23 protein-coding genes are annotated in these 25726 nt (G+C 42.9%); 11 read left to right on the forward strand and 12 right to left on the reverse strand.

Annotation, left to right across the window (positions count from 1 at the left end; translation table 11 throughout):
• Positions 1 to 93 precede the first annotated feature (93 nt).
• The 3 genes from nadC to PLE34_RS18675 all read left to right on the forward strand — a co-directional run bounded on the left by nadC (position 94) and on the right by PLE34_RS18675 (position 2937).
• Positions 94 to 948: a carboxylating nicotinate-nucleotide diphosphorylase gene (nadC, locus tag PLE34_RS18665; protein ID WP_324559378.1), complete on the forward strand. Its 855-nt coding sequence runs from the start codon at positions 94 to 96 to the stop codon at positions 946 to 948.
• Positions 949 to 961: 13 nt separating this feature from the next.
• Positions 962 to 1303, forward strand: coding sequence for a translation initiation factor (locus tag PLE34_RS18670; protein ID WP_324559380.1), 342 nt, complete (start codon positions 962 to 964; stop codon positions 1301 to 1303).
• Between the two features lie 170 nt (positions 1304 to 1473).
• Positions 1474 to 2937 carry a glycine--tRNA ligase gene (locus tag PLE34_RS18675; RefSeq protein WP_324559382.1) on the forward strand — a complete coding sequence of 488 codons (1464 nt, stop codon included), beginning with the start codon at positions 1474 to 1476 and terminating at the stop codon, positions 2935 to 2937.
• A gap of 51 nt (positions 2938 to 2988) precedes the next feature.
• On the opposite strand, the gene PLE34_RS18680 is transcribed toward PLE34_RS18675, so the two are convergent.
• Positions 2989 to 3567 (reverse strand): GDYXXLXY domain-containing protein, encoded by a 579-nt coding sequence (locus PLE34_RS18680; RefSeq protein ID WP_324559384.1) that lies wholly within the window; start codon positions 3565 to 3567, stop codon positions 2989 to 2991.
• 7 nt (positions 3568 to 3574) lie between these two features.
• Positions 3575 to 4885 (reverse strand): DUF2157 domain-containing protein, encoded by a 1311-nt coding sequence (locus PLE34_RS18685; RefSeq protein WP_324559386.1) that lies wholly within the window; start codon positions 4883 to 4885, stop codon positions 3575 to 3577.
• A gap of 461 nt (positions 4886 to 5346) precedes the next feature.
• Here PLE34_RS18685 and PLE34_RS18690 point away from each other — a divergent pair, with 461 nt between their 5' ends.
• Positions 5347 to 5919 carry a Crp/Fnr family transcriptional regulator gene (locus PLE34_RS18690; protein ID WP_324559389.1) on the forward strand — a complete coding sequence of 191 codons (573 nt, stop codon included), beginning with the start codon at positions 5347 to 5349 and terminating at the stop codon, positions 5917 to 5919.
• Between the two features lie 83 nt (positions 5920 to 6002).
• Positions 6003 to 6455, forward strand: coding sequence for a DUF1569 domain-containing protein (locus tag PLE34_RS18695; protein ID WP_324559391.1), 453 nt, complete (start codon positions 6003 to 6005; stop codon positions 6453 to 6455).
• Positions 6456 to 6473: 18 nt separating this feature from the next.
• Here the strand turns inward: PLE34_RS18695 and PLE34_RS18700 are convergent, their stop codons facing one another.
• Entirely contained in the window at positions 6474 to 7847 is a 1374-nt protein-coding gene (locus tag PLE34_RS18700) for an amidohydrolase family protein (RefSeq protein ID WP_324559393.1), read from the reverse strand.
• 169 nt (positions 7848 to 8016) lie between these two features.
• On the opposite strand from PLE34_RS18700, the gene PLE34_RS18705 reads away from it, so the two are divergent.
• Positions 8017 to 9930 carry a gamma-glutamyltransferase family protein gene (locus tag PLE34_RS18705; protein ID WP_324559395.1) on the forward strand — a complete coding sequence of 638 codons (1914 nt, stop codon included), beginning with the start codon at positions 8017 to 8019 and terminating at the stop codon, positions 9928 to 9930.
• 69 nt (positions 9931 to 9999) lie between these two features.
• Here the strand turns inward: PLE34_RS18705 and PLE34_RS18710 are convergent, their stop codons facing one another.
• Positions 10000 to 11928 carry a TonB-dependent receptor plug domain-containing protein gene (locus PLE34_RS18710; protein ID WP_324559397.1) on the reverse strand — a complete coding sequence of 643 codons (1929 nt, stop codon included), beginning with the start codon at positions 11926 to 11928 and terminating at the stop codon, positions 10000 to 10002.
• A 151-nt stretch (positions 11929 to 12079) separates the two neighbouring features.
• Here PLE34_RS18710 and trmD point away from each other — a divergent pair, with 151 nt between their 5' ends.
• The gene (gene trmD / locus PLE34_RS18715; protein ID WP_324559399.1) at positions 12080 to 12808 is read left to right on the forward strand and encodes a tRNA (guanosine(37)-N1)-methyltransferase TrmD; all 729 of its coding nucleotides are present in this window, start codon (positions 12080 to 12082) and stop codon (positions 12806 to 12808) included.
• 25 nt (positions 12809 to 12833) lie between these two features.
• Complete coding sequence (locus PLE34_RS18720; protein ID WP_324559401.1) at positions 12834 to 14447, forward strand: L,D-transpeptidase family protein; 1614 nt, start codon at positions 12834 to 12836, stop codon at positions 14445 to 14447.
• Positions 14448 to 14457: 10 nt separating this feature from the next.
• On the opposite strand, the gene PLE34_RS18725 is transcribed toward PLE34_RS18720, so the two are convergent.
• Both PLE34_RS18725 and PLE34_RS18730 read right to left on the reverse strand, forming a co-directional pair.
• A complete protein-coding gene (locus PLE34_RS18725; protein ID WP_324559403.1) occupies positions 14458 to 15147 on the reverse strand; it encodes a LytR/AlgR family response regulator transcription factor in 690 nt (229 codons plus the stop codon).
• Between the two features lie 2 nt (positions 15148 to 15149).
• Complete coding sequence (locus tag PLE34_RS18730; RefSeq protein WP_324559405.1) at positions 15150 to 15548, reverse strand: hypothetical protein; 399 nt, start codon at positions 15546 to 15548, stop codon at positions 15150 to 15152.
• Positions 15549 to 15629: 81 nt separating this feature from the next.
• Here PLE34_RS18730 and PLE34_RS18735 point away from each other — a divergent pair, with 81 nt between their 5' ends.
• Positions 15630 to 17783, forward strand: coding sequence for a hybrid sensor histidine kinase/response regulator (locus PLE34_RS18735; RefSeq protein WP_324559407.1), 2154 nt, complete (start codon positions 15630 to 15632; stop codon positions 17781 to 17783).
• A gap of 43 nt (positions 17784 to 17826) precedes the next feature.
• Here the strand turns inward: PLE34_RS18735 and PLE34_RS18740 are convergent, their stop codons facing one another.
• A complete protein-coding gene (locus PLE34_RS18740; RefSeq protein ID WP_324559409.1) occupies positions 17827 to 18549 on the reverse strand; it encodes a hypothetical protein in 723 nt (240 codons plus the stop codon).
• 102 nt (positions 18550 to 18651) lie between these two features.
• Between PLE34_RS18740 and ade the strand changes: the two genes are divergently transcribed.
• Entirely contained in the window at positions 18652 to 20289 is a 1638-nt protein-coding gene (ade, locus tag PLE34_RS18745) for an adenine deaminase (protein WP_324559412.1), read from the forward strand.
• 8 nt (positions 20290 to 20297) lie between these two features.
• On the opposite strand, the gene PLE34_RS18750 is transcribed toward ade, so the two are convergent.
• From PLE34_RS18750 to PLE34_RS18765, 4 genes are all read right to left on the reverse strand, one after another.
• Positions 20298 to 20729 (reverse strand): pyrimidine dimer DNA glycosylase/endonuclease V, encoded by a 432-nt coding sequence (locus PLE34_RS18750; RefSeq protein WP_324559414.1) that lies wholly within the window; start codon positions 20727 to 20729, stop codon positions 20298 to 20300.
• Between the two features lie 87 nt (positions 20730 to 20816).
• The gene (locus PLE34_RS18755; protein ID WP_324559416.1) at positions 20817 to 22184 is read right to left on the reverse strand and encodes a dipeptidase; all 1368 of its coding nucleotides are present in this window, start codon (positions 22182 to 22184) and stop codon (positions 20817 to 20819) included.
• A gap of 250 nt (positions 22185 to 22434) precedes the next feature.
• On the reverse strand, positions 22435 to 22959 hold the full coding sequence (locus tag PLE34_RS18760; protein WP_324559418.1) for a hypothetical protein: 525 nt from the start codon (positions 22957 to 22959) through the stop codon (positions 22435 to 22437).
• Positions 22956 to 24497 carry an LptF/LptG family permease gene (locus PLE34_RS18765; protein ID WP_324559420.1) on the reverse strand — a complete coding sequence of 514 codons (1542 nt, stop codon included), beginning with the start codon at positions 24495 to 24497 and terminating at the stop codon, positions 22956 to 22958. The genes PLE34_RS18760 and PLE34_RS18765 overlap by 4 nt, the downstream gene beginning before the upstream one ends.
• A gap of 42 nt (positions 24498 to 24539) precedes the next feature.
• On the opposite strand from PLE34_RS18765, the gene PLE34_RS18770 reads away from it, so the two are divergent.
• Positions 24540 to 25145 carry a hypothetical protein gene (locus PLE34_RS18770; RefSeq protein ID WP_324559422.1) on the forward strand — a complete coding sequence of 202 codons (606 nt, stop codon included), beginning with the start codon at positions 24540 to 24542 and terminating at the stop codon, positions 25143 to 25145.
• A gap of 5 nt (positions 25146 to 25150) precedes the next feature.
• Here PLE34_RS18770 and PLE34_RS18775 read toward each other — a convergent pair whose 3' ends face one another.
• Entirely contained in the window at positions 25151 to 25531 is a 381-nt protein-coding gene (locus PLE34_RS18775) for an START-like domain-containing protein (protein ID WP_324559424.1), read from the reverse strand.
• Positions 25532 to 25726: the final 195 nt, after the last annotated feature.

Raw genomic sequence — 25726 nt, forward strand, 5'->3', positions numbered from 1 at the left:
GCGGGCCGCCCCGGCTGGTGTCCCACCAGCCGGCGACAATTTGAAATGCACCCCGCTGCTTTGGCTTTCTGTATTTTCATTTAGATTTGCTTTATGATAACATATGAAGAAGCGCTTACACTGCTTATACAAAATGCTTTGCGGGAAGATATTGGCGATGGCGACCATACTACTTTAAGTTGCATTTCGCCTGATGCAAAAGGAAAAGCAATCTTAAAAATAAAAGAAGAAGGCATTTTAGCCGGAATGGAAGTAGCAGAAAAAATATTCAGGTATATGCAGCCTGATATCGTGTTCACTGCTTTTAAAAAAGATGGTGATGAAATGAGCATTGGCGAAACAGCTTTTGAAGTGGAAGCCAGGGTGCATACCATATTGCAATGCGAAAGGCTGGTATTGAACTGTATGCAGCGTATGAGCGGCATTGCTTCACTTACCCGTAAATACACCGATCTGCTAAAAGGCTATCATACCCAACTCTTAGATACCCGTAAAACCACACCCAATTTCCGCCTGCTCGAAAAAGAAGCGGTGCGAACGGGGGGAGGCTTCAACCATCGTATGGGCCTGTACGATATGATCATGCTGAAAGATAATCATATTGATTACTGCGGAGGTATTGAAAAAGCGCTGGAGAAAGCCTGGGCTTATGTACAGGAAAAAAGGCCGGGTTTGAAAATTGAAATAGAAACAAGGAATCTGGATGATGTAAAAAGGGTAGTGGCTTTTGGCAGGGCAAACCGGATCATGCTCGATAATTTTACACCGGAACAGATTACAGAAGCGTTGGAAGTAATTAATGGACAATTTGAAACGGAAGCCAGTGGCGGCATTAACCTGGCCAACATAGTTGACTATGCCCGTACGGGAGTAGATTTTGTAAGCGCAGGCGCCGTTATTCACCACGCGGTAAGCGCCGATCTAAGCTTAAAAGCGGTATTGATCTGAAAACATCCTCATTATGTCTAAAAAAAATAAACCCGATACCCGGGGGTATGTGTTTAGCACCGACCCGTCCTTTTCTTTTGAAGAAGAAAGTGCCGATATCAGTACATTACCCCCGGCGCAGCAACCTTTACGAATTGTGCTGGATACAAAGCGCCGTGCGGGGAAAACAGTTACCATCCTATACGGGTTTAAAGGCAGCAGCAATGATCTTGAAGCATTGGGAAAGAAATTGAAGAACTATTGTGGCACAGGTGGAGCTGTAAAGGACGGCGAAATCATTGTTCAGGGTGATCAGCGCGATAAGGTGCTGCAATGGCTGCAAAAAAATGATTACAGGAAAGCTTGTAAGGTATAGTAACAAGTTACAGGTTACAGGTTGCAGGTTGCACGCACAGGTATAAGGTGTAGGGGTGTAGGGTATAGGGTAATACGGTAATACTTACCACTCTGTCACTGATAGCTGAAGGCTGATAGCTCCTGATACCTTCTTCATAAATTCATCTTATCTCTTATCTTTGCGCCCTTATGGCAACCAACGATAATAACAAGTTTCAGGCGGTTATAGCACACGCCAAAGAATATGGATTTGTATTTCCCAGCAGTGAAATTTATGACGGGCTGAGCGCTGTGTATGATTACGGCCCCTGGGGCAGCGAATTAAAGAAAAATATCCGCGACTACTGGTGGAAAAGTATGACCCAGTTGCATGAAAACATTGTAGGTATTGATGCGGCTATTTTCATGCATCCCACCACCTGGAAAGCATCGGGGCACGTTGATAATTTCAGCGACCCTATGATTGATAATAAAGACAGCAAAAAAAGATACCGGGTAGATCATTTAATTGAAGCACATGCGGAAACCCTGTCTGGGGAAGCGGCTGCGGCTTTATTGGCTTCAATGGACAGGCTGCTTTCTGTGGATGATTTTGCAGGGTTAAAAAAACTGATTGAGGATAATAAAATCAAATGCGCCATCAGCGGTACCGGCAACTGGACGGACATACGCCAGTTTAACCTGATGTTCAAAACCGAATTTGGCGCTGTAGCTTCCGAAAATGAGGGCGACAATATGGTTTACCTGCGTCCGGAAACGGCACAGGGCATTTTTGTAAACTTTTTGAATGTGCAAAAAACCGCCCGCATGAAAATCCCTTTTGGTATTGCGCAAACCGGCAAGGCATTCAGGAATGAAATTGTGGCACGACAATTCATTTTCAGGATGAGGGAATTCGAGCAAATGGAAATGCAGTTCTTTGTACGTCCTGGTACGGAAGGAGAATGGTATAAATACTGGAAGCAGGCAAGACTGCAATGGCATTTGAGCCTGGGTATGCCCGCTGAGAAATACAGGTACCACGATCATGTTAAATTGGCCCATTATGCTAAGGAAGCCTGTGATATTGAATTTGAATTCCCTATAGGTTTTAAAGAAGTAGAAGGCATACACAGCCGCAGCGACTATGATTTAAGCCAGCACCAGTTGTATAGCAAAAAGAAGCTGCAGTATTATGATAATGATATTGATGAAGCAACCGGCAAGCCCTATGGCAATTATGTTCCCTATGTAGTGGAAACATCCATTGGTTTAGACAGGATGTTCCTGTCTGTGCTCTCTCATGCTTATGAAGAGGAAACGATTCCCAGGGAAGACGGGTCTTCCGACAGCCGCACCGTGCTGCGGATCCCTGCTAAAATAGCGCCTGTAAAACTGGCCATACTCCCTTTAACCAAAAAAGACGGTCTGCCTGAAATTGCAAGGGATATTATGAGAAGTTGCCAGGATGAATTTTATTGCTTTTATGAAGAGAAGGATACTATTGGTAAGCGTTACCGCCGTATGGATGCCATAGGTACACCGTTATGTATAACGGTAGATCATCAAACCAAAGAAGATAATACCGTTACCATCCGCTACCGGGATACCATGACGCAGGAAAGACTGCCTATTGATAAAGTAGTTGCACTTGTGAAGGAAAAGATCAGGTAGAAAGAGAGGAGGAAGGGTGAGGGATATTGTGAACAGCGAGGATGATCCATTTTATTTTGAGCTGTTCATTTGCCTGATTACCTTCCGTATAGATTGATCATTGATCATTACATCTTTTATTACCGCATCGCCGTTTAGAATACTTACTACCGCATAGGTTTTTTGGGTTGAATCCCTGGTGCTTTCGCGGTATGCCATTTCTGCTTTGGGCGCTTTAAATTCATCCATATAAAATGCATCAAAAGGATATTGCAGGTGAATGACCGCCGTATCCTTTTTCCTGTCAATATAGCTGATGGATGCTTGTACATAGTCGGTCTCTGCATGCGGCTTTTGCTTCACTATACTTTTGATCTTCGCAAAGCCATCCCTGTCTTTTTCAAGCAGCACATAAGCGTTCCCGTAATTGAAGAGGGCCGAATCCGGAGAAGTGGTTATAAACTCATTTTCTTTGAATGAAAGCGCAATATATCTTCCCTTAAAAGGATGCGAGGGATCCACCGGTTCGGTACGGAAATTGAAAATTTTCCCCTTTCGCAATACGGCTTCCTTATCCCATATCATTTTTCGGGGCACAAACCATTGTACAATAGCAATAATGATAAATGCTCCAATCGCAAATTGCTTCATAATAAAATTATTTTTTGGTGATCGCTTTTCTTTTTTTAACCATCATATAATTGGCAGCGAAAAAGCCAGTACCTGTAATAAGAAAGAAAAAGCCACGCCAAATAAAAGGAATCTCATCATCGAAAAATCGAAGAACCGCCAAAGTTGCTATAATTAACAAGCCAAAGTTCAATATGCCCAAATGATCCTGCAAAGCTCCTTTACGAATGAAGAAAACAGCCAGGAACAGTATCCAGAGGTTGATGAGCAGCACAGCAATATGAGGCATGTTCCGGAACGCCAGCAACAATATAAGCAGAACAAAGCCCGAAAAACCGGCGGGATCGAAAATGATATCTTTAGCAGCCCTGTAGCCTGATAATATAAGCCATCCTGCAATAATCAGTATAGCAATAGTGATATATAGAAACGGAGAAAAATATAGAGATGGCCGGTTAATGTCCGAATAACGGTAGGCATCTGTCCACGACCAGTCGAAACTCCAGAACATAAGGATGAAAATTGTTCCCAATGTTCCAACGATTAAAAAAGGGTTAGCGAATAATTTTTGGTCATTAAAATTTTTCAACCTGCCCAAAAGATAAAACACTGAAAACAAAGCAAGATATCCCGTAAATACCCATTCGCTCCTGTCTTGTCCGGCACTAAAACTTCCCAGTACAATCGTTACAGACAGCACAAGCAACCAGTTGAGCAAATGAAAAAAGTTACTTTCTTTTTTATGAGTTAAATATGAGTAATAGTGTGGGATAACCAGGGCCAGCAAAAGCAAGTAATAAAAAGGAACCGCATTATCCAAATAGTTAAAATATCCTGTGTTGCAGGCATACCAGGTAATTCCTGCAATGTATAATAATGCTACAATGGAAGAGGGCAAAATATAAACAATCGGTATGGAAAGCAGCATCCAGGTTAGTAAAAAGCCGCTCATGGTGCCGCTGATATGATAGGTTTGACTGATGAGTGATATGGAAGACGCAACAGCGAAGAACAGGATAACGCCCGCCGGTTCGCGCCAGGCAATGTTGCTTTTCTTTTTAAGCAGCACATACAGGCATAAGCCCTGGCCAATGACCAATGGCAGGAAAGCAAAAAAAGTTTTGGCTGCTCTTCCCAGTTCATCCCAGTTGTGCGCCACTACCAGCACTATGCCCAAACTAACCAGTAGCGCGCCCAAAATGTTAACCACTGCGGAGAACCTGTTGGGTCTGTCTTTCTCCCTGTGTTTATAATAATCAGCTATTTCCTGCGCGGTAACCGGGGTTATGATATTGGCGGCTACCAACTCCTGTAGTTCTTTGACAAAAGATTTACTCATACATTTCAGGGACTATATACCCTAAACGTAATAAAAAGCAGGAAATTTCCTGAATATTAAAATGGCCTTTTATATTTTGGGGAGATTAGTGCTACAGCAGAAGCGAGCCTGCCTGCCCGGGCAGGTAGACGTGGCAAGTATAGCGCAATAGCAGCACTGCAGTTAAGTCCAAAATATCAATGGTTGTATTTGTATGGGATATTATTGTTTTATTTTCCCTTTCAATACTTCGAGCAGAATATCTGATTCAGCAGAGATATGAAAGAAGTGAGGGCTTTATTAACTGTAAAATTTTAAGACAGCCTCTTATTAATTTTGGTTACCCGCTGGTGACAACACCAGGCGGGGGCGTGTAAAGAATGAAGAATGGGAACACCAACAAAGGCAAAAAAATATAGTAACACCCGTTATTTTTTTTAGGGTGAAAAAGATAACTTTATCCCTGCCCTTAACATTCTTATATGTTTGAACCTTTATACCGGTATGTGCAGCCATTGGCAACCCTTAGCATTGAAGAAAAAAACATCCTTGAGCATGCATTTTCTTTCAGGCAGGTACCCAAAAAACTTCAGTTGTCACAGGAAGGTAAAACAGCAAAAGAGTTGTATTTCATTGTAAAAGGGCTGGTAAGATTGTATTATACCAAAGCAGGAGAAGAAATTACCGGATATATTTTTAAAGAGGGGCTTTTTGCCAGCAGCTATGAAAGTTTTTTGAGGCAAACTCCGGGCATACAAACCTTAGAAACGCTTGAAGAATGCAGCCTGCTGGTGATCAGCTACAGCAGGCTCCAGCAGTTGTATGAAGAAGTTCCTAAAATGCACATTATTGCCAGAAAAGTGGCAGAACAGAGATTTATCAGCGCACAATTGATGTTGTCGTCATTTATACTTGATAACCCCGAAGAGCGGTACAGAAAATTTGAGATAGAGCACGGAGACTTACTGCTTCGTGTACCTCATCATATTATAGCTTCTTATCTCGGCATTACTGCTGTGTCATTAAGCCGCATCAGGAAACGCCTTATGAAATAAACCTGCCAAAATCTTTACAATTGTTAATAAGAAGCGGGAAGCTATATTTTAATTTTGCCTCATAAATCAAAAAAAAAATCAAAATGAAAAGGAATCTTTTATATCAAGAAGCAGCAGACAGCATAATAGAAAGAGCCAGGAAGCTTCAGCCTGGCAATAAAGCAGGGTGGGGAAAAATGAATGTCACCGAAATGTTGCTGCATGCTAACCTGTGCAATGAAGAGATCTTTCAGCCGGTAGCGTCTCAACGGTCAACTACGCTCAAACAATACCTGCTCAGGATCATTGCGTTGTATCTTGCGCCCTACTTTAAGAAGGGTATCAGAGGAGATATACAGAAAGAAACCATCGGGAAAATAGCAACTTCAAAGTTTGAAGAGCAAAAAGAAAAGTTTATTGTACTTATAAAAAAATTTCCCGAATATAAACAACCGATCAGGCTTTCTCATATCGCCTTTGGGAATATCTCTACCCGGGAATGGGGGATTGCTGCATACAAGCACATGGATCATCACCTGCGGCAGTTTGGGGTATGATGCAGATGAAAGAGTGATCTATTGTTTTATTTTTCCTTTTAACGCTTCCAACCTTTGAGCGATAACGTCTCCGGGTAACCATTGTTTTCCCATCAGTACGCCGGCAATGTTGGTGGTCTGGGTAATATCACTGAGCGGGTTGCCATTTAATAATACGAGGTCGGAAGCCGCGCCTGGTTTAATAACTCCTGATCCGGGATTATTAAAATATGCGGCGGCATTTACGGTACTGGTTTGTAATACTTCAAAAGGGGTAAGCCCGGCATCGGCCATATATTTCAGCTCCTGGTGCAATGAGAACCCGGGAACATCAAAAACCTGGGGTGCATCGGAACCGGATACTATACCCACATGATTATCGCTGCAGGCTTTCAGTATTTTTTTTCTTAACGCTATCAGCGCTACTGCACCTGCAGAATCATATAATGGATCGGCCATGATATTATTTTTTGCTTTCACCCAGTTGTTTACAACGGACTCATCCATGTATATCATTTCCGGGTCTTTGCTGAAAGCTTCAGCCGTTCTCAGTGGGGTAAACCACCTTTCCGGTAACGCTTCTGTAGGCACCACCCAAATATTATGCTGTTTGAGGGCTTTAACGAGCGTATCTATTTTTGAAAGATCGGCCTTTCGAGCGATGTGCAGGCCAAACAATCCTCTTTTATTCTCTGGTATTTTTTCAATGCCCGGTACTAAGCTTTCTACAAAACCATCCAAGTGATCAACAGAGGCATAACCGGCGGCAATGGCATTCCATATGCCTACATCGTAGGAAACGTGACCTGCAAAAGGAATGTTTACTTCCTTAGCAGTCTTCACTATAGCATTAAAATTTTCGAGCGTAAGTCCGGGTAAAAGTTTAAGCAGGTCGTATCCTTCATTTTTGTATTTTCTTACCAGGCTGTCCGCGTCTTTTACCGATTTAACCGTGCCGCCCGATAATCCCGGAGCAGCCGCGTAAAAATGCGGGCCTGTTATTTCTCCTTTTGATAGCTGTGTTTTTAATTCGAGGTGCACAGGATCGCCGAGCATGCCACGAATAGTGGTAACCCCGTTTAATACGAAGAGCTCCAGTATATCTTTCATCGCGGCTGTATCTTCTCCACGGGGCATATGGGCATGCATTTCTGCCAGTCCGGGTATAAGAAATTTACCTGTGCCATCAATGATCAGGGCATCTTTGCCAGGCTCCTTTTCTGCCGTTGGTACTACATCTGCAATTTTTCCATCAGCAATAAATACATCCTGATGCTCAAGCACCGTTTCTGTGTCCATGGGAATCACAGCCACGTTTTGTATTACAAATACGCCTGCGGCAGGGGTATCCGTTGATCCGGGGTTACATGCAAACAAAAGCAATACAGCCCATGCAAGACATACATTTTTCATATTAAAGCATTTATGAGGAAGGGTAATAAAGATAGATAATAAAGGTTACAAGTCATATAAGTGTTTCAAAGTGTTGCGGCTGGTGGAGTTTGTCAATTAGCAAAGCGCGGAATTTTCTAATATTTTGAGCACAGGGATGCTGTACCTTTAAAAACAAAACCATAAGCATATGAAATATGCAATAAGCTGTCTGATGATTGTTTGCTGCACTGTTTATGTAAAGGCACAGTCTACGCAAAAACCTCCTTTACATGGTAAACACTGGATGGCTATTACCGGCAAGCCGTTAGCCGCCACGGCAGGCGCAGCAATTTTTCAGCGGGGCGGCAATGCGGTAGACGCGGCCTGTGCCATGTTGGCCGCAACCTGTACCATGTGGGATGTATTGAGCTGGGGCGGAGAAACGCAGGCGCTCATCTATAACCCCAAAACAGGGAAAGTGATCGGGATCAATGCGCTGGGTGTGGCGCCAACAGGAGCAACACCTGCCTTTTTTAAAAGCAGGGGAATGGAATTCCCTCCTGAATTCGGACCCTTAGCTGCGGTTACTCCCGGTACGCCCGGCGGGTTATGCACCATGCTTGCCGAATACGGCACAATGAGCCTGAAAGAAGTGCTGGAGCCTGCTATGGAAATGGCGGCAGGCTATTCTATGGAAGCGCAAACTGCCAATAGCATAGAAAGAAACAAGGAGCGCATTAAGCAATGGCCCTATTCAAAAAAAGTTTTTCTTCCTTATGCAGGTGAAAAACGGGAAGCACCTGAAGCAGGAGAAGTTTTTGTGCAAAAGGATCTGTTGCTAACCCTGCAAAAGCTGGTGGAAGCAGAACAGCAGGCGCTGAAGAAAAAAAAGAACCGGAAGGAAGCGATATATGCAGCATACGACCGCTTTTATAAAGGAGATGTAGGAGCCGAATTTGCAAGAGGATGCCGGGAGCAGGGCGGGTTGATCACCACTGAAGACCTGGCGAAATGGACTGTGAAGATAGAGGAACCTTTAGCAGTAAATTACAAAGGTATCGAAGTGTATAAGTTGTCGCAGTGGACGCAGGGACCGGTTATGCTGCAGGCATTGAACATCCTGGAAAACTTTGATCTGAAAAGTATGGGTTATAATTCTGCTAACTATATACATACGATAACACAAGCCATGCAGCTATCATTCGCCGACCGGGATTTTTATTATGGCGATCCTTATTTTCCACCTGAAGAGCCTATGAAAGGACTATTGTCGAAAGCTTATGCCGAAGCAAGGGTGCAACTTATTCATGCTGGTTATAACAACGCCGGTGCAGGCCCTGGTGATCCGTATGCTTACGAAAACAAAGCCAACCCATATCTTGATATTTTAAATAAAAGGGGATTTATTGCCGATACAGGCAACAATAAAACCCGTGAACATTTTATGCCGGCACACGATGCCACAACATCTGTGCAATTCTTTTCTTCACCGGAAGAAGAAGCGATGTATAAAGACAGGTTATGGAAGGGCACTACTTCAATTGAAGCGGCAGACGCGGAAGGCTGGGTGGTATCGGTAACACCCAGCGGCGGATGGATACCAGCCTGCATAGCCGGTAATACGGGCGTAGGGATGAGCCAGCGCATGCAGAGCTTTGTGTGCGACAGCACATTAAATCCCTTTAATGTAGTAGCGCCGGGCAAACGGCCGAGAGTAACGCTAACGCCTACCCTTGCATTGAAAGACGGAAAGCCGTATTTGTCGTTTGCTGTGCAGGGCGGCGATACACAGGATCAGAACCTGCTGCAGTTTTTTTTGAATGTGGTGGAATTTGGCATGACGGTGCAGGAAGCCACTGAAGCTGCTAATGTAAACACCAGCCAGTTATGGCTATCGCTCGGTGGAACCGGCAATGCCGATCGCCAACCAAGGCCCGGAAGCTTGCTGCTCAACAGCAATACGCCGCCATGGATCAGGAAAGAATTAACCGGAAAAGGATATAAGCTCAACTTCGAAGACCGCACATCCGGCCCCATCAATGCTATTTACTTCGACTGGAAGCATAAAACATTATGGGGCGGCAGCAGTAACCACGGTGAGGATTACGGTATTGGCTGGTGAGGGGTGCAGGTTGCAGGGTACGGGTTCTAGGGCGCAGGGTTGAATAAACTATAAACCTCAAACCATAAACTATAAACTCTTCTTCCATTGCCACTTTACGCCGCCCATCAACCACCTGCCGGGCATTGGCGTGCCTAATAGATCGCTGTATTGCCTGTTAAAAATATTATCCGCCTGCGCAAAAACAGATAATGACTTATGAAAGAATGCGTATTCTATTTTGGCATTCATTATAAAATAATCGGGGGTTATGTTGGCCTGAATGGCAGAAGCAGATTGCTCCTGTCTTTGTTTATACAAGCCGGTGAGGCTTGCAGTAAGATTATGACACTGGTAGACTAAAGAAAAATTAGTTAAGAATTTAGCATGTGAGGAAATGTAAAATGACGGAACTGTATCGCTGCTTTTGCTGTTGAGCCATACGAAGCCGGCAGACGCGCTAATGCTTTGGTTTTCATTTAAGGTGTGCAGGTATTGTATGTCTGTTTCAAAGCCGGAAGTATTTACTGTTGCTATATTTTTTGCTAAAGCGTATACTCCCGCAGGCGAAAGATTTTCTTTTCTCGGCATATCGCCATATTCCGTATTGCTGTAATCAATCAGGCGCTGATGGAAGCGCTGGAAAAAGGTGGAGGAAATCTTCAGCTTATCCTGCAGGAACCAATCGGCACCAGCCTCATAACTAAAAGACCTTTCCGCTTTAAGCCCGGGATACCCAACCCGCTGTCCATTGGGAATACTGGGTTTATTATAATTGTTATATCGCTCGGTAAAATCAGCATCTCTTATCGTTTTTCCCGCGCTGCCACGGATCTGCCAGTTATTGATTTTATAGGAAAGATCAAGCTGGGGAACGAACTCGGCAGGAATTTTTTCAAACAGCACTAATTGTACGGAAGGGCGTACTACAAAATGTTGCGCAATTTGCTGCGAAACAGAAACAAAAGGCGATGCCATATACAGGGAGTGATTACCCCTGTCGTTGGAGCGGATGACTTTTTGCTGGAAGTTCATTCCGGTAACCAAAGTGGTTTTTGAGCTGAGCTGATTTTGGTACAGGAGCAGCGCCTGGAATACCTGCGAGATATTTTTATTGGGAGCGGAAGCCTTGTTATAGGTAAAATCATCCTTCACCTGTTTAAAGCCGGCGTTTAATGAAAGGCTTTGTTTTTCTGTATGATAGCCTATCCTGAGTTGATTCCACAGGGAGGTAACCTGTTCTGTTGCTGTATCGGACAGGTTGGGCGTGTAAAAATTCTGCGCCGAAAAATCCCGCTTATCGTACGCCGTACGGTAGGCAATATTCCAGTTGGAGTTAAGATGGTAATTGGCCGAAACGGATGCGGTGGTATTGTGAAAAAAGCCTTTGGTACCTCTTTGCTGTACGCCGTTTGCATTATTGGTTAATACGCCGCCGCCGATGCTCAGGTTATTCTTGCTGTAAAAAAAGCCGGCATCCGTGTTCAGGAAGCCATATTCACCTGCCGAAACGCCTGCCGAGATATGGGTTTGCTCCTGGTTTTGCTTCGCGGCGAATGATTTGGTAATAATATATATTACGCCTCCTACCGCATCGGCGCCGTGAATGGCGGAAGAGGCGCCTTTTAAAATTTCAATCCTTTCTATTTCAGACGGGGCGATGGGGATATAACTATTGAAATGGCCGGTGTTGGGATCGTTCAGCCGCATGCCGTCTAATATTACCAGTACCTGTTGAAACGTTCCGCCGCGTAGCACAATATCGCTCTGCGACCCCATGGGCCCGCGTGCCTGTATTTCTACGCCAGGTACATACCGCAGCAGCTCATCTAATGAATGTACCGGCAGATTTTGAATGCGTTCTCCTTTTATTATAGTAATATTTCTTCCGGTTTCCGAAGCTCTTTTCTGGCTTAAAGTAGCGGTTACCGTAATGGGGTCTAGCTCTATTTCCTGTGCATGGGCAAAAGAAATGGTTATAAGAGAAATGGCAGTTAGTACTTTGCTAATGGTATTCATACGTGCGGCAAAAGTAGTAAAATGAGCGAATAATGTAATAGTACCGGCATTGAATATCGCTTAAGCCGGGTTGAGCTTTAAAAAAAGATGTCCTGCAGATCCCGCGATAAAATTTCAATCCAGGAAAAGCAAATGAGCTTAATAATAGGACATGCTTTATTTTTGGGATTACTGCCTCTATCTTTGCGGTATGCACATAGACATCATTACCGTATTGCCGGAATTATTAGAAAGCCCCCTTTCGCATTCCATAATGAAACGGGCGAGAGACAAGGGATTGCTGCATGTGGGTGTACACCAGTTAAGACAATGGGCTGTAAATGCGTACGGACAGGTAGATGATTATCAGTATGGTGGTGGGGCGGGTATGGTAATGATGTGCGAGCCTTTGGTGAATGCCATTGAGCACCTATCCAAAAGCAGGACTTACGACGAAATCATTTACCTCACTCCCGATGGGGAACAATTTAACCAGAAAACGGCCAACCAGCTTTCCTTGCAACAGAACTTATTGCTGATCTGTGGCCATTATAAGGGCATTGATGAAAGAGTGCGGGAACATTTTGTAACGAAGGAAATTTCAATAGGCGATTATGTGTTAAGCGGCGGCGAGCTGCCTGCTGCCATTCTGGTAGATGCTATCGGGCGTTTGTTGCCGGGTGTTTTGAATGATGAAACTTCCGCGCTTTTTGATTCATTCCAGGATAATTTATTAGCACCACCGGTTTATACACGTCCGGCTGAGTACAGAGGGTGGAAGGTGCCGGAAATACTGCTCAGCGGCGATCCGAAAAAAATAGCCGACTGGCGCTATGAAATAGCTGTACAGCGAACTAAGGAGAGGAGACCCGATATAACTGACGAGGAAAGTGATGTTTAATTGCTGGTATCTTTAACTTTCAGATATGAAGCAGTTTATTATATTGATGATGGTGCTATGTTTTGTTTTTTTGTCCTGCCGCAGCCGGCAGAATGAAACGCCTGTAGTGGAGGAAAGAGACACGACCATTACCGTATCTAATGCATATACACAACTGTTCTTCGATAGTATTGCTTTGGAACACTATATTCAGCAGCAGCCATTTTCAGACAGCATAGCCAACCGGTTCCGCAGCTTTTATAATGCACGCAATTATCAGTACGCCTGGTTTTTTAATGATGGTCCCGCTGAGCAGGCTTACAATTTTTTAAATTTGCAGAGCGATTATATATCGTATAGCAGAGACAGCAGCTTATATAACCCGATATTGCAACAGGTATTTGATACCCTGAAAGCCGGGGGACATTTTGTTCCTTTAAGCGATACCAATCGGTTAAAAGCGGAATTGTCGCTCACCAGCCAGTTCTTTCGCTATGCGGAAAAGGCTTACCAGGGAGATAGTAATTTAAACAGCAACGATCTGAAATGGTATATCCCGCGTAAAAAAATAAACGAAGTAGCCTTGCTGGATTCACTTATTGCCCATAAGGGTGAAAAGGTTGCCAGCTATGAGCCGGTAAACATTTATTACCAACGCCTGAAACAAAAGCTCCTGGACTATTATGCTATAGAAAAAAAAAGGGAATGGCAGCCCCTTGTTACCAGCCGGAAGAAACTGGAGTTGGGTGATACCGCGGCCGTGATCGCTGCTGTAAAGCAAAGGTTATTGCTTTTGCAGGATATGAGCTCAGCGGATACTTCGTGGTTATTTACAGACTCCTTAAAAATGGCGGTCGAAAAATTTCAACTAAGGCACGGTATGCAGGCCGATGGCATTATAGGCGCTGCCACACTTCGTAAAATGAATGAGTCGCCGCAGGCTGCTATCCGCAAGATGCTGATTAATATGGAAAGAATGCGATGGGTTCCTTCGGAAATAAACAGCGACTATCTGCTGGTGAATATTCCCGATTTTAAGTTGCACGTGTTTGAAAATGGCAGCCTTTCATTCAGTATGAATGTGGTGGTAGGAACTACACAGCACAATACCGTTGTTTTTAGCGGCGACCTGAAGTATGTTGTATTCAGCCCTTACTGGAATGTGCCTGCGAGCATTGTAAAAAATGAAATTATGCCCGGCATGGAAAAGAATAAAAATTATATTGCCCGGCATAATATGGAAATCACCGGTTATTCGGGCACAATACCCATAGTGCGGCAAAAGCCCGGGCCTAACAACTCACTTGGCAAAGTAAAATTTTTGTTTCCCAACAGCTACAATATTTACCTGCACGATACGCCCCAGAAAAGCTTATTCGGTGAAACAAGAAGAGCGTTCAGTCATGGATGCATACGTTTAAACGAACCCCGGAAATTAGCTGAATTTCTTTTGCGCAACGACAGTGCCTGGACCGCATCAAAAATAACTGCGGCTATGAACAGCGGTAAAGAAAAATATGTTACGCTGAAAGAGCCGGTAAAAGTATTTATTGGCTATTTTACCGCCTGGGTAGATTCAAAAGGAGCATTGAATTTCAGGGATGATATTTACGGGCATGATGCAAGGATTGCCAAAAAAATGTTTGAAAAAGGAGCGTAGGCGTTCCCGGTTACAATATATTGATCTTCTGCATCACACCCGATTTATGGGTTTTGCTGATGGGTATCATATTGCCGTTTATGAATAAAACGTTTTCCTGTATATCGTTGATCTTTGTAAAGTTTACAATATAGGAGCGATGTACTTTCATAAACACCTGCGGGTTTACCTTGGTTTCTAAATTTTTGATGGTGTTGTGGGTGATGTATTTTTTTGCAGGAGTGATGAACTTAACGTAGTCGCCCATGCTTTCAATAAAGAGAATATCATCATTGTGCAGCCGGATCAGCTTGCCATCCGTTTTTATGAACATGTGATCCTGCTCGGAGCCGCCATTGATCTGCTCTGTTTTTTTACTTACTTTTTGTACTGCTTCTAAAAAGCGCTGGTAGGTAAATGGTTTCTTAAGATAATCTGTAACGTTATACTGGAACGCATCATAAGCATATTCGGTTTTTGAAGTGGTAAGAATTACCTGTGGTGTATATACCAGTTGATCTAACAGTTCAAACCCGGTGGCGCCGGGCATTTCAACATCTAAGAAAATAAGATCTACTACATTGTCTTTCAGGAACTGCATTGCGTCTTCTGCATTGAGGAAATGATGCGCAACGTCTACTACTCCCGATTTTTCGCAGAACCTTTTAAGGAATTCTGCAGCAACCTGGAGATCTTCTACAATAATGCTTTGATACTTCATAGCTATTGGGTATTGTGCTGTTTCAGCCGTTTAATTTCTCTTTCCGCCTTTTTTATCGCTTCAAGCGTTATGGCTTTTATATGATGGAATCCCTCTTCCGCTTCTGCTGCGGTTGCAGACCGGATACAGGTTTGTTCAAATGCTGCAAATTCCTCCATGAGCTTATTCATGCCTATATACCCTAACAGGGGCTTCATTTTGTGAATTACTTTTTTCAACCCGGGTATATCCCCGTCGTGAAACCTGGATGCTGCCAACTGCTGTTCGTTACGGAGCTGCTGAACGGAAGATTCAAAAACCATTTCCGCCTGCTGGAGGTCGTCACTATATAATTCCTGCAGAAATGCGATGTCCAGCTCAGATGAAAAATGGAATACTATTTTCTGATCTTCATTATACATGATCACAATTTGTATAGCATAAAGGCGTTTTACCTTTTGCGTTGAATATATATAAATGCGGTAAAATCATCATCTCAGCTTATGCAAACGAACATTTTAGATAAATTAGTATCTTTTTGTTACAGTATTTTAAACAGTGGCATTGATCCTGCAAAGGGACATGAAGAAAATAAGGAGGTACAACGACTCATCATTTTTATCTTTTTCGGAATAGGCGTAAACCTCATTTCCGTAATAATGAATGTTGTGCATGGGCTGTATATCAGCATTTCCCTTAATATTACCTCTATCATTTTATTGTCGGTATGTTATTTTTTAAATAAAGATGGTAAACGGGTATTTGCCAAGGTGCTGGGCATCATTACCATTAATCTCTACCTCTTTGCCATAAGCTATGCAGAAGGTCTAAAGGCCGGAGAGCATATGTACTATTTCCCGTTTTTATTAGCGCTGATCTTTGTTATTGATATTCGCAAGAATTATGAAGAGCTGATCCTGACTTCCGTAGTAACTTTTATTACCGCGGCATTAATTTTTATTGTGGCGCCTTATGTAAGCAATGTACAAACCATCAGCACGGAACAATACAGCGCTTTATTCAGCTCTAATCTTAGTCTTTCATTAGTTATAACAGCATGCTTTACGTATTATATTTTAAAAACCCTGGAAATCAATGAAGAAAAGCTGCTGGATGAAACAAGGTTCAAGGATACCGTGTATGATACCTCGTTAGACAGCGTATTTATTGTTGATACGCAGCGCATGGTAATAACCGGCTGCAACAAAAAGGCCATTGAAGTGTTTGGCTTAACAGGTAAAGAAGAGATAGTGGGTACGTCTGCCAAACAACTCCTGGGCAATATAATGGAAGAGCATATAGTGGTACAGGGCAGGCAGCAGTTTACCAAAAAATCTCCGTGGTATGGCAATATGGACTTTGTACGAAAGGATGATACGCCTTTTTTCGCGTATGTAAACATTGTTCCTTTCTCGCACAGGGAGTATCATTTTTGTAAGATCAGCATCCTGGATATTACTGAAATCAAAATTGCCGAGTTTGAAATATTAAAAGCCAAGGAGAAAGCGGAAAAAGCGGTTCAGGTAAAGTCCAGGTTTTTATCGAACATGAGCCATGAGCTCAGAACTCCTTTAAACGCCATTATAGGCACTACCAACATCATATTGCATGAAGAGTACCTGCCTTCGCAAAAACAAAGTTTTGAGGTGCTCAAATATTCTTCAGAACACATGATGCAATTGGTAAATGATATCCTTGATTTTAGTAAAATAGAAGCGGGAAAAATGGTGCTTGAAAATGCACCGTTTAATATGAAGGCTTTTTTACAAAAAGTAGTGGCTCCTTTTGCCGCTCCTATTGCGGCTAAGAACCTGTTGCTTCAGATTGATGTTAATGACAATGCAAACCTGGAAGTATATGGCGACGAGATGCGGCTGATACAGGTAATGAATAACCTGGTGGCGAATGCTATTAAGTTTACGGAAAAAGGAACGATTACGATTGAGGTAAAAGCGATTGCACAGAAGAGCGAGCAGGCTGATATTTATATTGCGGTTAAAGATACCGGCATCGGTATAGCACAAAATAAGATGCGGCAGATATTTGAAAGTTTTACCCAGGCGGATATTGAAACAACGAGAAAATTTGGCGGTACAGGACTGGGGCTTGCAATCAGCAAAAAAATTGTTGATCAAATGGGAGGTAATCTGCAGGCGGAAAGCAATGTAGGTATTGGCAGCACCTTTTATTTTACGCTTAGCTTTAAAATTGCCCGGCAGCAGAAATCGTATGTTGATGAAAATAAACTGAAAGGACTTTCCAGCCTGGAGGGAATAAAGGTGTTGCTGGCGGAAGATAATCCTATCAATATGATCGTTGCCAAACGGTTTTTACAAAAATGGAATATGGAGGTAATAGAAGCGGAAAATGGCGTAAAAGCAGTGGCGCTTTTTCACCAGCATCAGCCCGATCTGTTACTCATTGACCTCGAAATGCCCGAAATGGATGGAGCGCAAACCGTTGCGGAAATAAGAAAAACACACCCTTATATTCCTATTATTGCTTTTACAGCGGCCACTTATGAAAACATAAAGGAAGATTTGCTCAGTAAAGGCTTTAATGATTATGTGCCCAAGCCATTTAAGCCCGAAGAGCTGCACTCAAAGATCGTTGCATCCACATCGCCCGGCTTTAATGAGCACAGGAAAGCATCTTAAGCTAAAGCACTATTGTTACCCCGGGATGAATAGCAGCTATCCGTTAATTCGTTTGCTCCAGCGCTTTAATATCAAGTGAGGTATTGATCTCAATTTTACTGATGCTGGATCTTATTTCTCCTACCATGGCATTGCTTATTATAGTATTATAGGCAAAAACAAAGCCTTCCGGTGTTTTACGGTAATCCGAAAAATCAGTAGTTTGTGTAACCGGTTGCTGATCTACTTCAGTTTTTACAACATTACGAATCACATAATAGCTGTTTGGATCCAGGTAAAAAGTACTTTCATAGTTTTCCCTGCTCAATATGATCTTGTGTGCTGCTATGTTATTAACGGTGTCTTTTCCTTCATAAACAGCGGTAAATCCTCTTGTCTTGTAATCCGTTAATTCACTTCCTGCAATTAACGTTCCTTCTGCTGCCTTTATGGCATCATCGGGTATGGGCCGAGCTTCTGTACTGCCCATTAAAGGGTTGATCATCCAGCCTTTATCCTTAGCTATAAAGGTGATCATTTTTTGTCCCTGGAATGCTACTTCCTGGCGGGAGGCTATGCCGTAAATTATCCATTGTTTAGCCGGCATTTGCATGCCCATTACTTCCATATTGACTTCAACGAAAATATTTTTCAATGAAGACAGGGTTTCTTTACCTCCCAGTGCTTTAATATAGCTGGTTTGTAATTCATCTACTGTTTGTGCCTGTATATGTATAGCCATGATGCTTATAAAAGCAGTCAGTGCGGCGAGTTTTAATTTTTTCATTGATCTGTTTTTAATGATTTGCGCCAAAAATAAGTGTTTCCGGGCTCTTTATATTTTCCGTTTATCATTTAACTTGTCATCAGATCATTAATTTCTGATCATATGACGAGTACTAATCAAATTAAGGGCCGGGTTGTGGATGTTTTACGGCAAACCACATACCCCGGGATCATCTTTGTGGCCGGGGATAGGATACAGGCAATACAAAAAATAAAGGATGCAGATGATCCTGATCTCCCTTTTATTTTGCCGGGTTTTATTGACGCACATATTCACATTGAAAGTTCCATGCTCGTGCCTTCGCAATTTGCAAGGCTTGCAGTGGTACATGGCACGGTAGCCACCATAAGCGATCCCCATGAAATAGCTAATGTTTGTGGTATGGAAGGCGTGGAATACATGATCAGTGATGGCAAAAAAGTTCCTTTCCATTTTTTCTTTGGCGCTCCCAGTTGTGTGCCGGCTACTGTATTTGAAACTGCCGGAGCAGAGCTAAATACTGATGACATTGAAAGGCTGCTGCGCAAAGACGACATTAAATACCTGAGCGAGATGATGAATTTTCCCGGCGTTTTAAAGGGGGATGCCGGTGTAATGAAAAAGATTGCTGCTGCGCATGCGCTTAATAAGCCTGTAGACGGGCATGCGCCGGGCCTCAGGGGCGAACAGGCTAAACAGTATATTGATGCCGGCATTTCAACGGATCATGAATGTTTTACCAGAGAAGAAGCATTGGATAAGCTGCAATACGGCATGCATATCCTGATAAGAGAGGGAAGCGCGGCTAAAAACTTTGAAGCCTTAATTGATCTGTTGCACGATTACCCGGAAAAGATGATGTTTTGCAGCGACGACAAGCACCCCGACAGCCTGGTTGAAGGGCATATTAATCAATTATGTGCGAGGGCAGCAGGCAAAGGAATAGACGTATATAAAATATTAAGGGCGGCCTGTGTAAATCCTGTTTTACATTACCAGCTCAACGTGGGATTGCTCCGCGAGGGCGACGGCGCGGATTTTATACTGGTTAAAGACTTAACCCGCTTTGAAGTGCTGCAAACCTGGGTAAAGGGTGAATTGGTAGCAAATAAGGGAAAGAGCCTGGTGCAACCGGGGGTGAACAGCGGAGTGATCAATAATTTTAGCTGCAAAAAGAAAACAGTACAGGATTTTTCCTTTGCAGAAACGAATGCTTTATTACCGGTAATAGAAGCATTGGACGGTCAGCTTATTACCAACAAATTATTGCAGGAACATCCGGTATCGGTTCCGGATACGCGAAATGATATATTGAAAATAGTAGTGGTTAACCGTTACACCAATGCTCCTGTTGCCAAAGCCTTCATTAAAAATTTTGGCTTAAAAAAAGGAGCCATAGCTTCTTCGGTTGCGCATGACAGTCATAATATTGTTGCTGTTGGAGCAGATGATGAAGCTATATGCCATGCTGTGAATGAGATCATTGAGTGTAAAGGAGGGGTGAGCCTGTGGGCGTCTTCGCCCGGCAGCGGCGAACCGCTAAGCATGATATTACCACTTCCGGTGGCAGGCCTGATGAGTACGGAGGACGGCTACAGCGTAGCTGAACGCTATGCGATGATGGACAAAGCGGCCAAAGCGCTTGGATCAGCTTTGTCTGCGCCTTATATGACCTTATCTTTTATGGCGCTACTGGTTATACCCCACCTGAAGCTCAGCGATAAAGGATTGTTCGACGGAGATGATTTCCGGTTGATGTAAGGATTGTTTTATTGAATAATTTCCCATTTTTCAATTTCGCCTTTTACAACATTGAACATAGGATGAGGAGCAAGTGTTTTTTTGTTGCTCACTTCTATAAACTTAAGTGCGTTGCGGGTTCTTAACTTGTTGAGTAAATGGGTTGTTTCATATTCTAATTGTCCGGTTGTAACCTGCATTGACACAGGTGAAAAATTCCAGTTTATTTTATTTCTGTTGAAGCTATAGCCTCGTTTGGCGGATTCTTCAAAAACAGAAGCCAGATACTGATCTATTGCATCCTGCGGACTGTCCGTTTGTTTAAACCTGTCAAGCTGTGGATGATTGCGATAACCTTTGGTTTTGCCTTCAAGAACGTGTTTGGCGAGTAGAGTTTCCCTCCACAAGGCCACAAGTCCTTTGGTGTCTAAATATTCTGGATGAACAGACCAAATTCTCATACGCTGTCAAATAGCAGGTTGCCGGTATGTATTTCTAAGGTTGTCAAATATGCTGCTGCACGGTCATGTTTTGCATTGCCTGTAACGCTATCGTTGTTCTGCAAAGTACCGGTGGAAATACGGAATGGTTTCGATACCCTTGTAAAAGTTAAAAATATCAAACTTCTCATTGGGCGAATGCAGGTTGTCGCTGTCTAATCCAAATCCCATAAACACAATTTTAATTCCCAGTTCTTTTTCAAACAGCGAACATATAGGAATGCTTCCGCCGCCACGAACAGGAACAGGCGCTTTGCCAAAAGTAGTTTCAATGGCCCTGGCTGCTGCGCTGTAGGCCGGTGAGTCAATAGGCGTCATATAAGGTTCGCCGCCATGATGTTCTTCTGCTTTTACCGTTACGCCGGGGGGCGCAATCTGTTTAAAGTACTGTAATAATTTGGCGGTTATATCTGCCGATGACTGGTTGGGTACCAGCCGGGCGGAAATTTTCGCATGTGCTTTTGCAGGTAAAACTGTTTTTGCACCTTCTCCTGTATAGCCGCCCCATATACCGTTTAACTCCAGTGTTGGGCGGATGCCGGTTCTTTCATTGGTAGTATATCCTTTTTCACCCCACAAAGCACTCACCCCCAGGTCTTTTTTATATGCTTCTTCATCAAAAGGGGCTTCGGCCATCAGTTTTCTTTCTTCCGCGGTAGCCGTTACCACATCGTCGTAAAAACCCGGAATGGTTATGTGGTTGTTTTCGTCATGACAGGAAGCGATCATTTTTGCGAGCATGGTAACAGGGTTGGCAACGGCGCCGCCGTATACGCCGCTATGCAGGTCGCGGTTAGGCCCCGATACTTCTACCTCAATATAAGAAAGTCCGCGAACGCCTATATCTATGGAAGGATTGTCCATGCTGATCATTGCCGTATCACTGATAAGAATTACATCGGCGCTTAGCAATGCCTTATGTGAAGCAACAAATTTGGCTAAGTTAGGAGAACCGATTTCTTCTTCCCCTTCAATAATGAATTTTATGTTGGTAGACAGGGTATTGGTTTTCACTAATATTTCCAATGCTTTAACGTGCATGTAAAATTGTCCTTTATCATCGCAGGAACCACGGGCAAAAATTTTTCCATCCCTGATCACCGGATCAAAAGGCCCGCTGTTCCACAGGTCGAGCGGATCAGGAGGCTGCACATCGTAATGACCATATACAAGTACGGTTGGTTTGGCCGGATCAGTTATTTTTTCTCCATATACCACAGGATGCCCTTCTGTGGCGAATAGTTCCGCTTTATCTGCACCTGCTGCAAGCAGGCTTTGTTTAACGGCTTCGGCACAGGTTACCATATCTTTTTTATGGGCACTGTTGGCACTTACAGAAGGGATGCGTAACAGGTCCAGTAATTCATTCAAAAAACGGTCTTTATTTTTTTGCTGGTACTCCTTCCATGCTTGCATGATCTTTTTATTTCAGGTGAAAAATATGTATAACGAAATTAGGTGCTTTTTTTATACCCGGTATGGTAAACTTTATGCTTAAAGCGGGTTGTTGCTCATTCCGGTATTGAAAATTAATTTTACATTTTTTTTGTGAAGCACATTTTGCTTATGTAACATACCGCTTTATATTTGCAATCGCATTGCAAGTCATATATCAGCCTTTGCTGGTCCAACCGTTACTGGAAGGTTCTGGCAAAGGCTGAGCCAATTAAGCGCTGGGATACTGTTTTTTGCGAAACAGCATAAGCGCTGCAGAAAGAATGATATACACGAGCGCTAAGCCTATCAGTAAAAACTTTATTACGGCCATGGTGGTAGTAACTGCAGAAGTAAAAGCAGTGGCGGAAAAATGAACAGAAAAGCTCATGGCAATATTTTCTATCATATCAAAAAACATTGCCAGCAAACTTCCAAAAGCGAGCAATACGCCTAATCGCTGCGCCCACCCTGTTTGATAATGAACAGAAAAATACCCGCAGGTGGAATAGAGAAAAAGTCCGTAAAAAGGGATGAGCAAAAAATCCAGCAGCATATTAATCCGGAATGTGCCCCGCAGTGTGCTTTCCCAGGCGTTTACTATAGATTGGGTATGCGATGACCTGTAGCTGAATTCCAGCGACAGGATGCCTGAAGGAGATAAGGGGGTAACAAGCTGCTTTCCCTGTATCTGAAGCAGCAGCAGGAAAAAAATGGTTCCGGCAAAAAAAAAGCCGATGATTTTCCAGTTCGTCATTTTTTTACTTTTTTAACAAGCAGGCTGATGCTTTTAAAAAAACGGTAATAAAACTCTTTATTAAACAGTTGCGAGTCGTGCATGGCCTTATAGGTAAAAAATATACCTATGGGAAGGAGTACCATAGTAGAAAGCCACATGCCGAAAAAAGCGGAAGTAATATCTTCCCGCACAAATTTTTCGCCAAACATATTAAGCAGATGAAAAATAAGAAAGAAAATAACGGCTATTACCAAAGGCATGCCCATCCCTCCTTTACGGATAATAGAACCCAGCGGCGCGCCAATTAGAAAAAGAACCACACAGGCAAAAGATAATGAAAATTTTCTGTGCCATTCAATAAGGTGAAAGCGGAGGTCTTTTTGCTTCATCCGGGCTTCTTCTGCAATAATATCAAGACTGTTTTTCTGACTGCTTATCCTGTCAATAGCCCTGCTCATTACTGTTTTTCTGGCTGAGTCAGGAAGCAGCCGGTTGTATCCTATGCCTTCAGGTGGCTGCAACGCCAATACTACGCTGTTATTTTTAAGATCGTATTGAGGTTGTTTTTGGGGCAGCGGGCTGTTCTTTTCCCTGATTTGAATAGCAGTGGCATCCACCTTTTCTGCAACAGGATATGCCTGTTTCTGGGGGAGGAGTTCACGCCGCACAAAAGTATAGTTGATGCCCACCTCGCGGTCTGTTTTCTTTTCTATATCGCTTCCGGCTGTTTTCTTTAACGAATCAATGGTTTTATCCAGCTGCCTTACATTAAGCATCCTGAAATTATCCTTAAAAAGGCTGTCGGGCGTTTGCATCATTTTAAATGAGCTCAGGTCAAATACCTTTTTATAATGTTTAAAACCCAATCTTATATAATCTGTATTAATGGTATAAGAAGGGCCTCTTTCTTCATAGCGCCATCCGTTCTCCAGGTAAAATTCAAGGAATTTTTTATCAGCACTAATGTTCATTTTTCCATGTTCGGAAATAATAATATTATCCTGCAGATTGTAATTTCTTTCAAAAATGATAATATTATGGATAGTGGTATTGTCCTTATCTTTCTTTCCGATTTTAATGGTATAGCCTTCAAATTCCCTGAAAAACACCCCTTCCTTGAGGTTAAAGGCCGGCTTTGCAACCGTTATATCGTACAGCAGCGTTTGGAACTTTAGCTGTGCCACAGGAATAATGTAATTAGAGAAGGAAAAGGCAACTATGGAAATGAGGAAAGAAATAATAAATAAGGGACGCATAAAGCGCAGGAGTGGTATACCGGCCGATTTGATGGCTACGGTTTCAAAGCTTTCACCCAGCTTGCCGAATGTCATAATAGACGATATAAGTACGGCTAAGGGCAATGCTAACGGCACGGCGGTGGCGGTAACATAACTGGTTAGGCGCAGGATCGTAAAAAAGTCAAGTCCTTTCCCTACCAGGTCATCTATATACTTCCAGAAAAATTGCAGTACCAGAACAAACAGGGTGATAAAAAAAGTAACGATAAACGGACCAATAAAGGATTTAATAACAAGCTTGTCTAATTTTTTAATCACGGTTTTTGCGCTTACTGTTTTTTACTGCTATAACTTTAGCCGATGGATGCTGCAAAAATACAGTTTTCGGCAGATGAACTGCGTTTGGTTGCTGATGAGGGTGTCATTTTAACAAAGAACCGTGTTATTGAGAAAGTATCAGGCTTTTTTGGTTTGCTGGCGAACAGCTATGGGACGCTGTCTGCGGAGATTTTTTCTGCAGGTGATATCAGGAAACATCCTAAAATTTCACGTGGCGAAAATTATAAGGGATTGCCCTACGTGATACTGGATTATCCGACGCATTTCACTAAGGATGATATTTTTGCCATCCGCACAATGTTCTTATGGGGAAACGATTTTAGTATTACCCTGCACCTGAAGGGACGGTATAAAGCGCTTTTTGAAAATGCGCTTTTTGAGAATGCAGCCTTGTTAAAGCAGCACGGATGGCATATGCAGGTATCCGGCGATGAATGGCAGCATCATTATGCGCCTGCCACGCATGCGCCCATTGCCGGCATCGTACCGCACGATTTGCATGCTATTGTTAAAGACATGCCTTTCATGAAACTGGCGTTTTATTTTTCCCTGCAGCAATGGGAAGAAGCGGAGCAGAAATTTACGGAAAGCTTTTTCAATATCATCAGGGCCCTGGGTTTCCGGTAAACTGCCTATGCACCTATACGGTGAAATAATTCTTTTACCTGGTAATCCCAGAGGCGGCTTTGATCGGCCACTTCTTTTTTCTCAGCAAAATCCTTGATTACCAGTATGGTTTGATTGGTAACTTCGGATTTCTCAATGCTAAATTCAAAGTATTCCTCTTTGGGAGCCTGTGTCCAGTGAAAGCGGATAAATTTATTTTCCTCGCCTTCCAGCACTTCCGCCTTATCGGTAGAGCCTTCCCAGGTAAAGCTGAAAACCATATCTCTTTCATCAACCTTATCTGCAAACCATTCCTGGAGCCCTGCGGGGGTAGAAAGAAATTCATATAATATAGAGGGAGAGCAGCGAACCGGATATTCTAATGTATATAATTGTTTTTTACTCATTTGTCAGTCTGTTAGTCGTAATGCACGATAGCCTGCAATAATATAAAATTAATGGAAGCATCAAAGTTTTTTAGAGAATATTTTTTTCTTCGGGGCGGGTAACAAAATGCCTGTGGCTATTATTTGAAGAGGAAGGGGCTGATCCTCAGGGAATAATATTTTTTTCTGATACCTGCTATTTGCTTAAATTGCTGA

The organism is Agriterribacter sp., assembly GCF_035445465.1.
Classification (GTDB): domain Bacteria; phylum Bacteroidota; class Bacteroidia; order Chitinophagales; family Chitinophagaceae; genus Agriterribacter.

What these genes read in the sequence shown, in the direction of transcription:
- PLE34_RS18690 (WP_324559389.1), top strand. Translation starts at nt 5,347, where the DNA reads ATGTTTGAACCTTTATACCGGTATGTGCAGCCATTGGCAACCCTTAGC.
- trmD (WP_324559399.1), top strand. Translation starts at nt 12,080, where the DNA reads ATGCTTTATTTTTGGGATTACTGCCTCTATCTTTGCGGTATGCACATA.
- PLE34_RS18775 (WP_324559424.1), bottom strand. Translation starts at nt 25,531, where the DNA reads ATGAGTAAAAAACAATTATATACATTAGAATATCCGGTTCGCTGCTCT.
- PLE34_RS18680 (WP_324559384.1), bottom strand. Translation starts at nt 3,567, where the DNA reads ATGAAGCAATTTGCGATTGGAGCATTTATCATTATTGCTATTGTACAA.
- PLE34_RS18755 (WP_324559416.1), bottom strand. Translation starts at nt 22,184, where the DNA reads ATGCAAGCATGGAAGGAGTACCAGCAAAAAAATAAAGACCGTTTTTTG.
- nadC (WP_324559378.1), top strand. Translation starts at nt 94, where the DNA reads ATGATAACATATGAAGAAGCGCTTACACTGCTTATACAAAATGCTTTG.
- PLE34_RS18700 (WP_324559393.1), bottom strand. Translation starts at nt 7,847, where the DNA reads ATGAAAAATGTATGTCTTGCATGGGCTGTATTGCTTTTGTTTGCATGT.
- PLE34_RS18730 (WP_324559405.1), bottom strand. Translation starts at nt 15,548, where the DNA reads ATGTATAATGAAGATCAGAAAATAGTATTCCATTTTTCATCTGAGCTG.
- PLE34_RS18710 (WP_324559397.1), bottom strand. Translation starts at nt 11,928, where the DNA reads ATGAATACCATTAGCAAAGTACTAACTGCCATTTCTCTTATAACCATT.
- ade (WP_324559412.1), top strand. Translation starts at nt 18,652, where the DNA reads ATGACGAGTACTAATCAAATTAAGGGCCGGGTTGTGGATGTTTTACGG.
- PLE34_RS18675 (WP_324559382.1), top strand. Translation starts at nt 1,474, where the DNA reads ATGGCAACCAACGATAATAACAAGTTTCAGGCGGTTATAGCACACGCC.
- PLE34_RS18740 (WP_324559409.1), bottom strand. Translation starts at nt 18,549, where the DNA reads ATGAAAAAATTAAAACTCGCCGCACTGACTGCTTTTATAAGCATCATG.
- PLE34_RS18670 (WP_324559380.1), top strand. Translation starts at nt 962, where the DNA reads ATGTCTAAAAAAAATAAACCCGATACCCGGGGGTATGTGTTTAGCACC.
- PLE34_RS18705 (WP_324559395.1), top strand. Translation starts at nt 8,017, where the DNA reads ATGAAATATGCAATAAGCTGTCTGATGATTGTTTGCTGCACTGTTTAT.
- PLE34_RS18725 (WP_324559403.1), bottom strand. Translation starts at nt 15,147, where the DNA reads ATGAAGTATCAAAGCATTATTGTAGAAGATCTCCAGGTTGCTGCAGAA.
- PLE34_RS18770 (WP_324559422.1), top strand. Translation starts at nt 24,540, where the DNA reads ATGGATGCTGCAAAAATACAGTTTTCGGCAGATGAACTGCGTTTGGTT.
- PLE34_RS18695 (WP_324559391.1), top strand. Translation starts at nt 6,003, where the DNA reads ATGAAAAGGAATCTTTTATATCAAGAAGCAGCAGACAGCATAATAGAA.
- PLE34_RS18750 (WP_324559414.1), bottom strand. Translation starts at nt 20,729, where the DNA reads ATGAGAATTTGGTCTGTTCATCCAGAATATTTAGACACCAAAGGACTT.
- PLE34_RS18760 (WP_324559418.1), bottom strand. Translation starts at nt 22,959, where the DNA reads ATGACGAACTGGAAAATCATCGGCTTTTTTTTTGCCGGAACCATTTTT.
- PLE34_RS18685 (WP_324559386.1), bottom strand. Translation starts at nt 4,885, where the DNA reads ATGAGTAAATCTTTTGTCAAAGAACTACAGGAGTTGGTAGCCGCCAAT.
- PLE34_RS18720 (WP_324559401.1), top strand. Translation starts at nt 12,834, where the DNA reads ATGAAGCAGTTTATTATATTGATGATGGTGCTATGTTTTGTTTTTTTG.
- PLE34_RS18735 (WP_324559407.1), top strand. Translation starts at nt 15,630, where the DNA reads ATGCAAACGAACATTTTAGATAAATTAGTATCTTTTTGTTACAGTATT.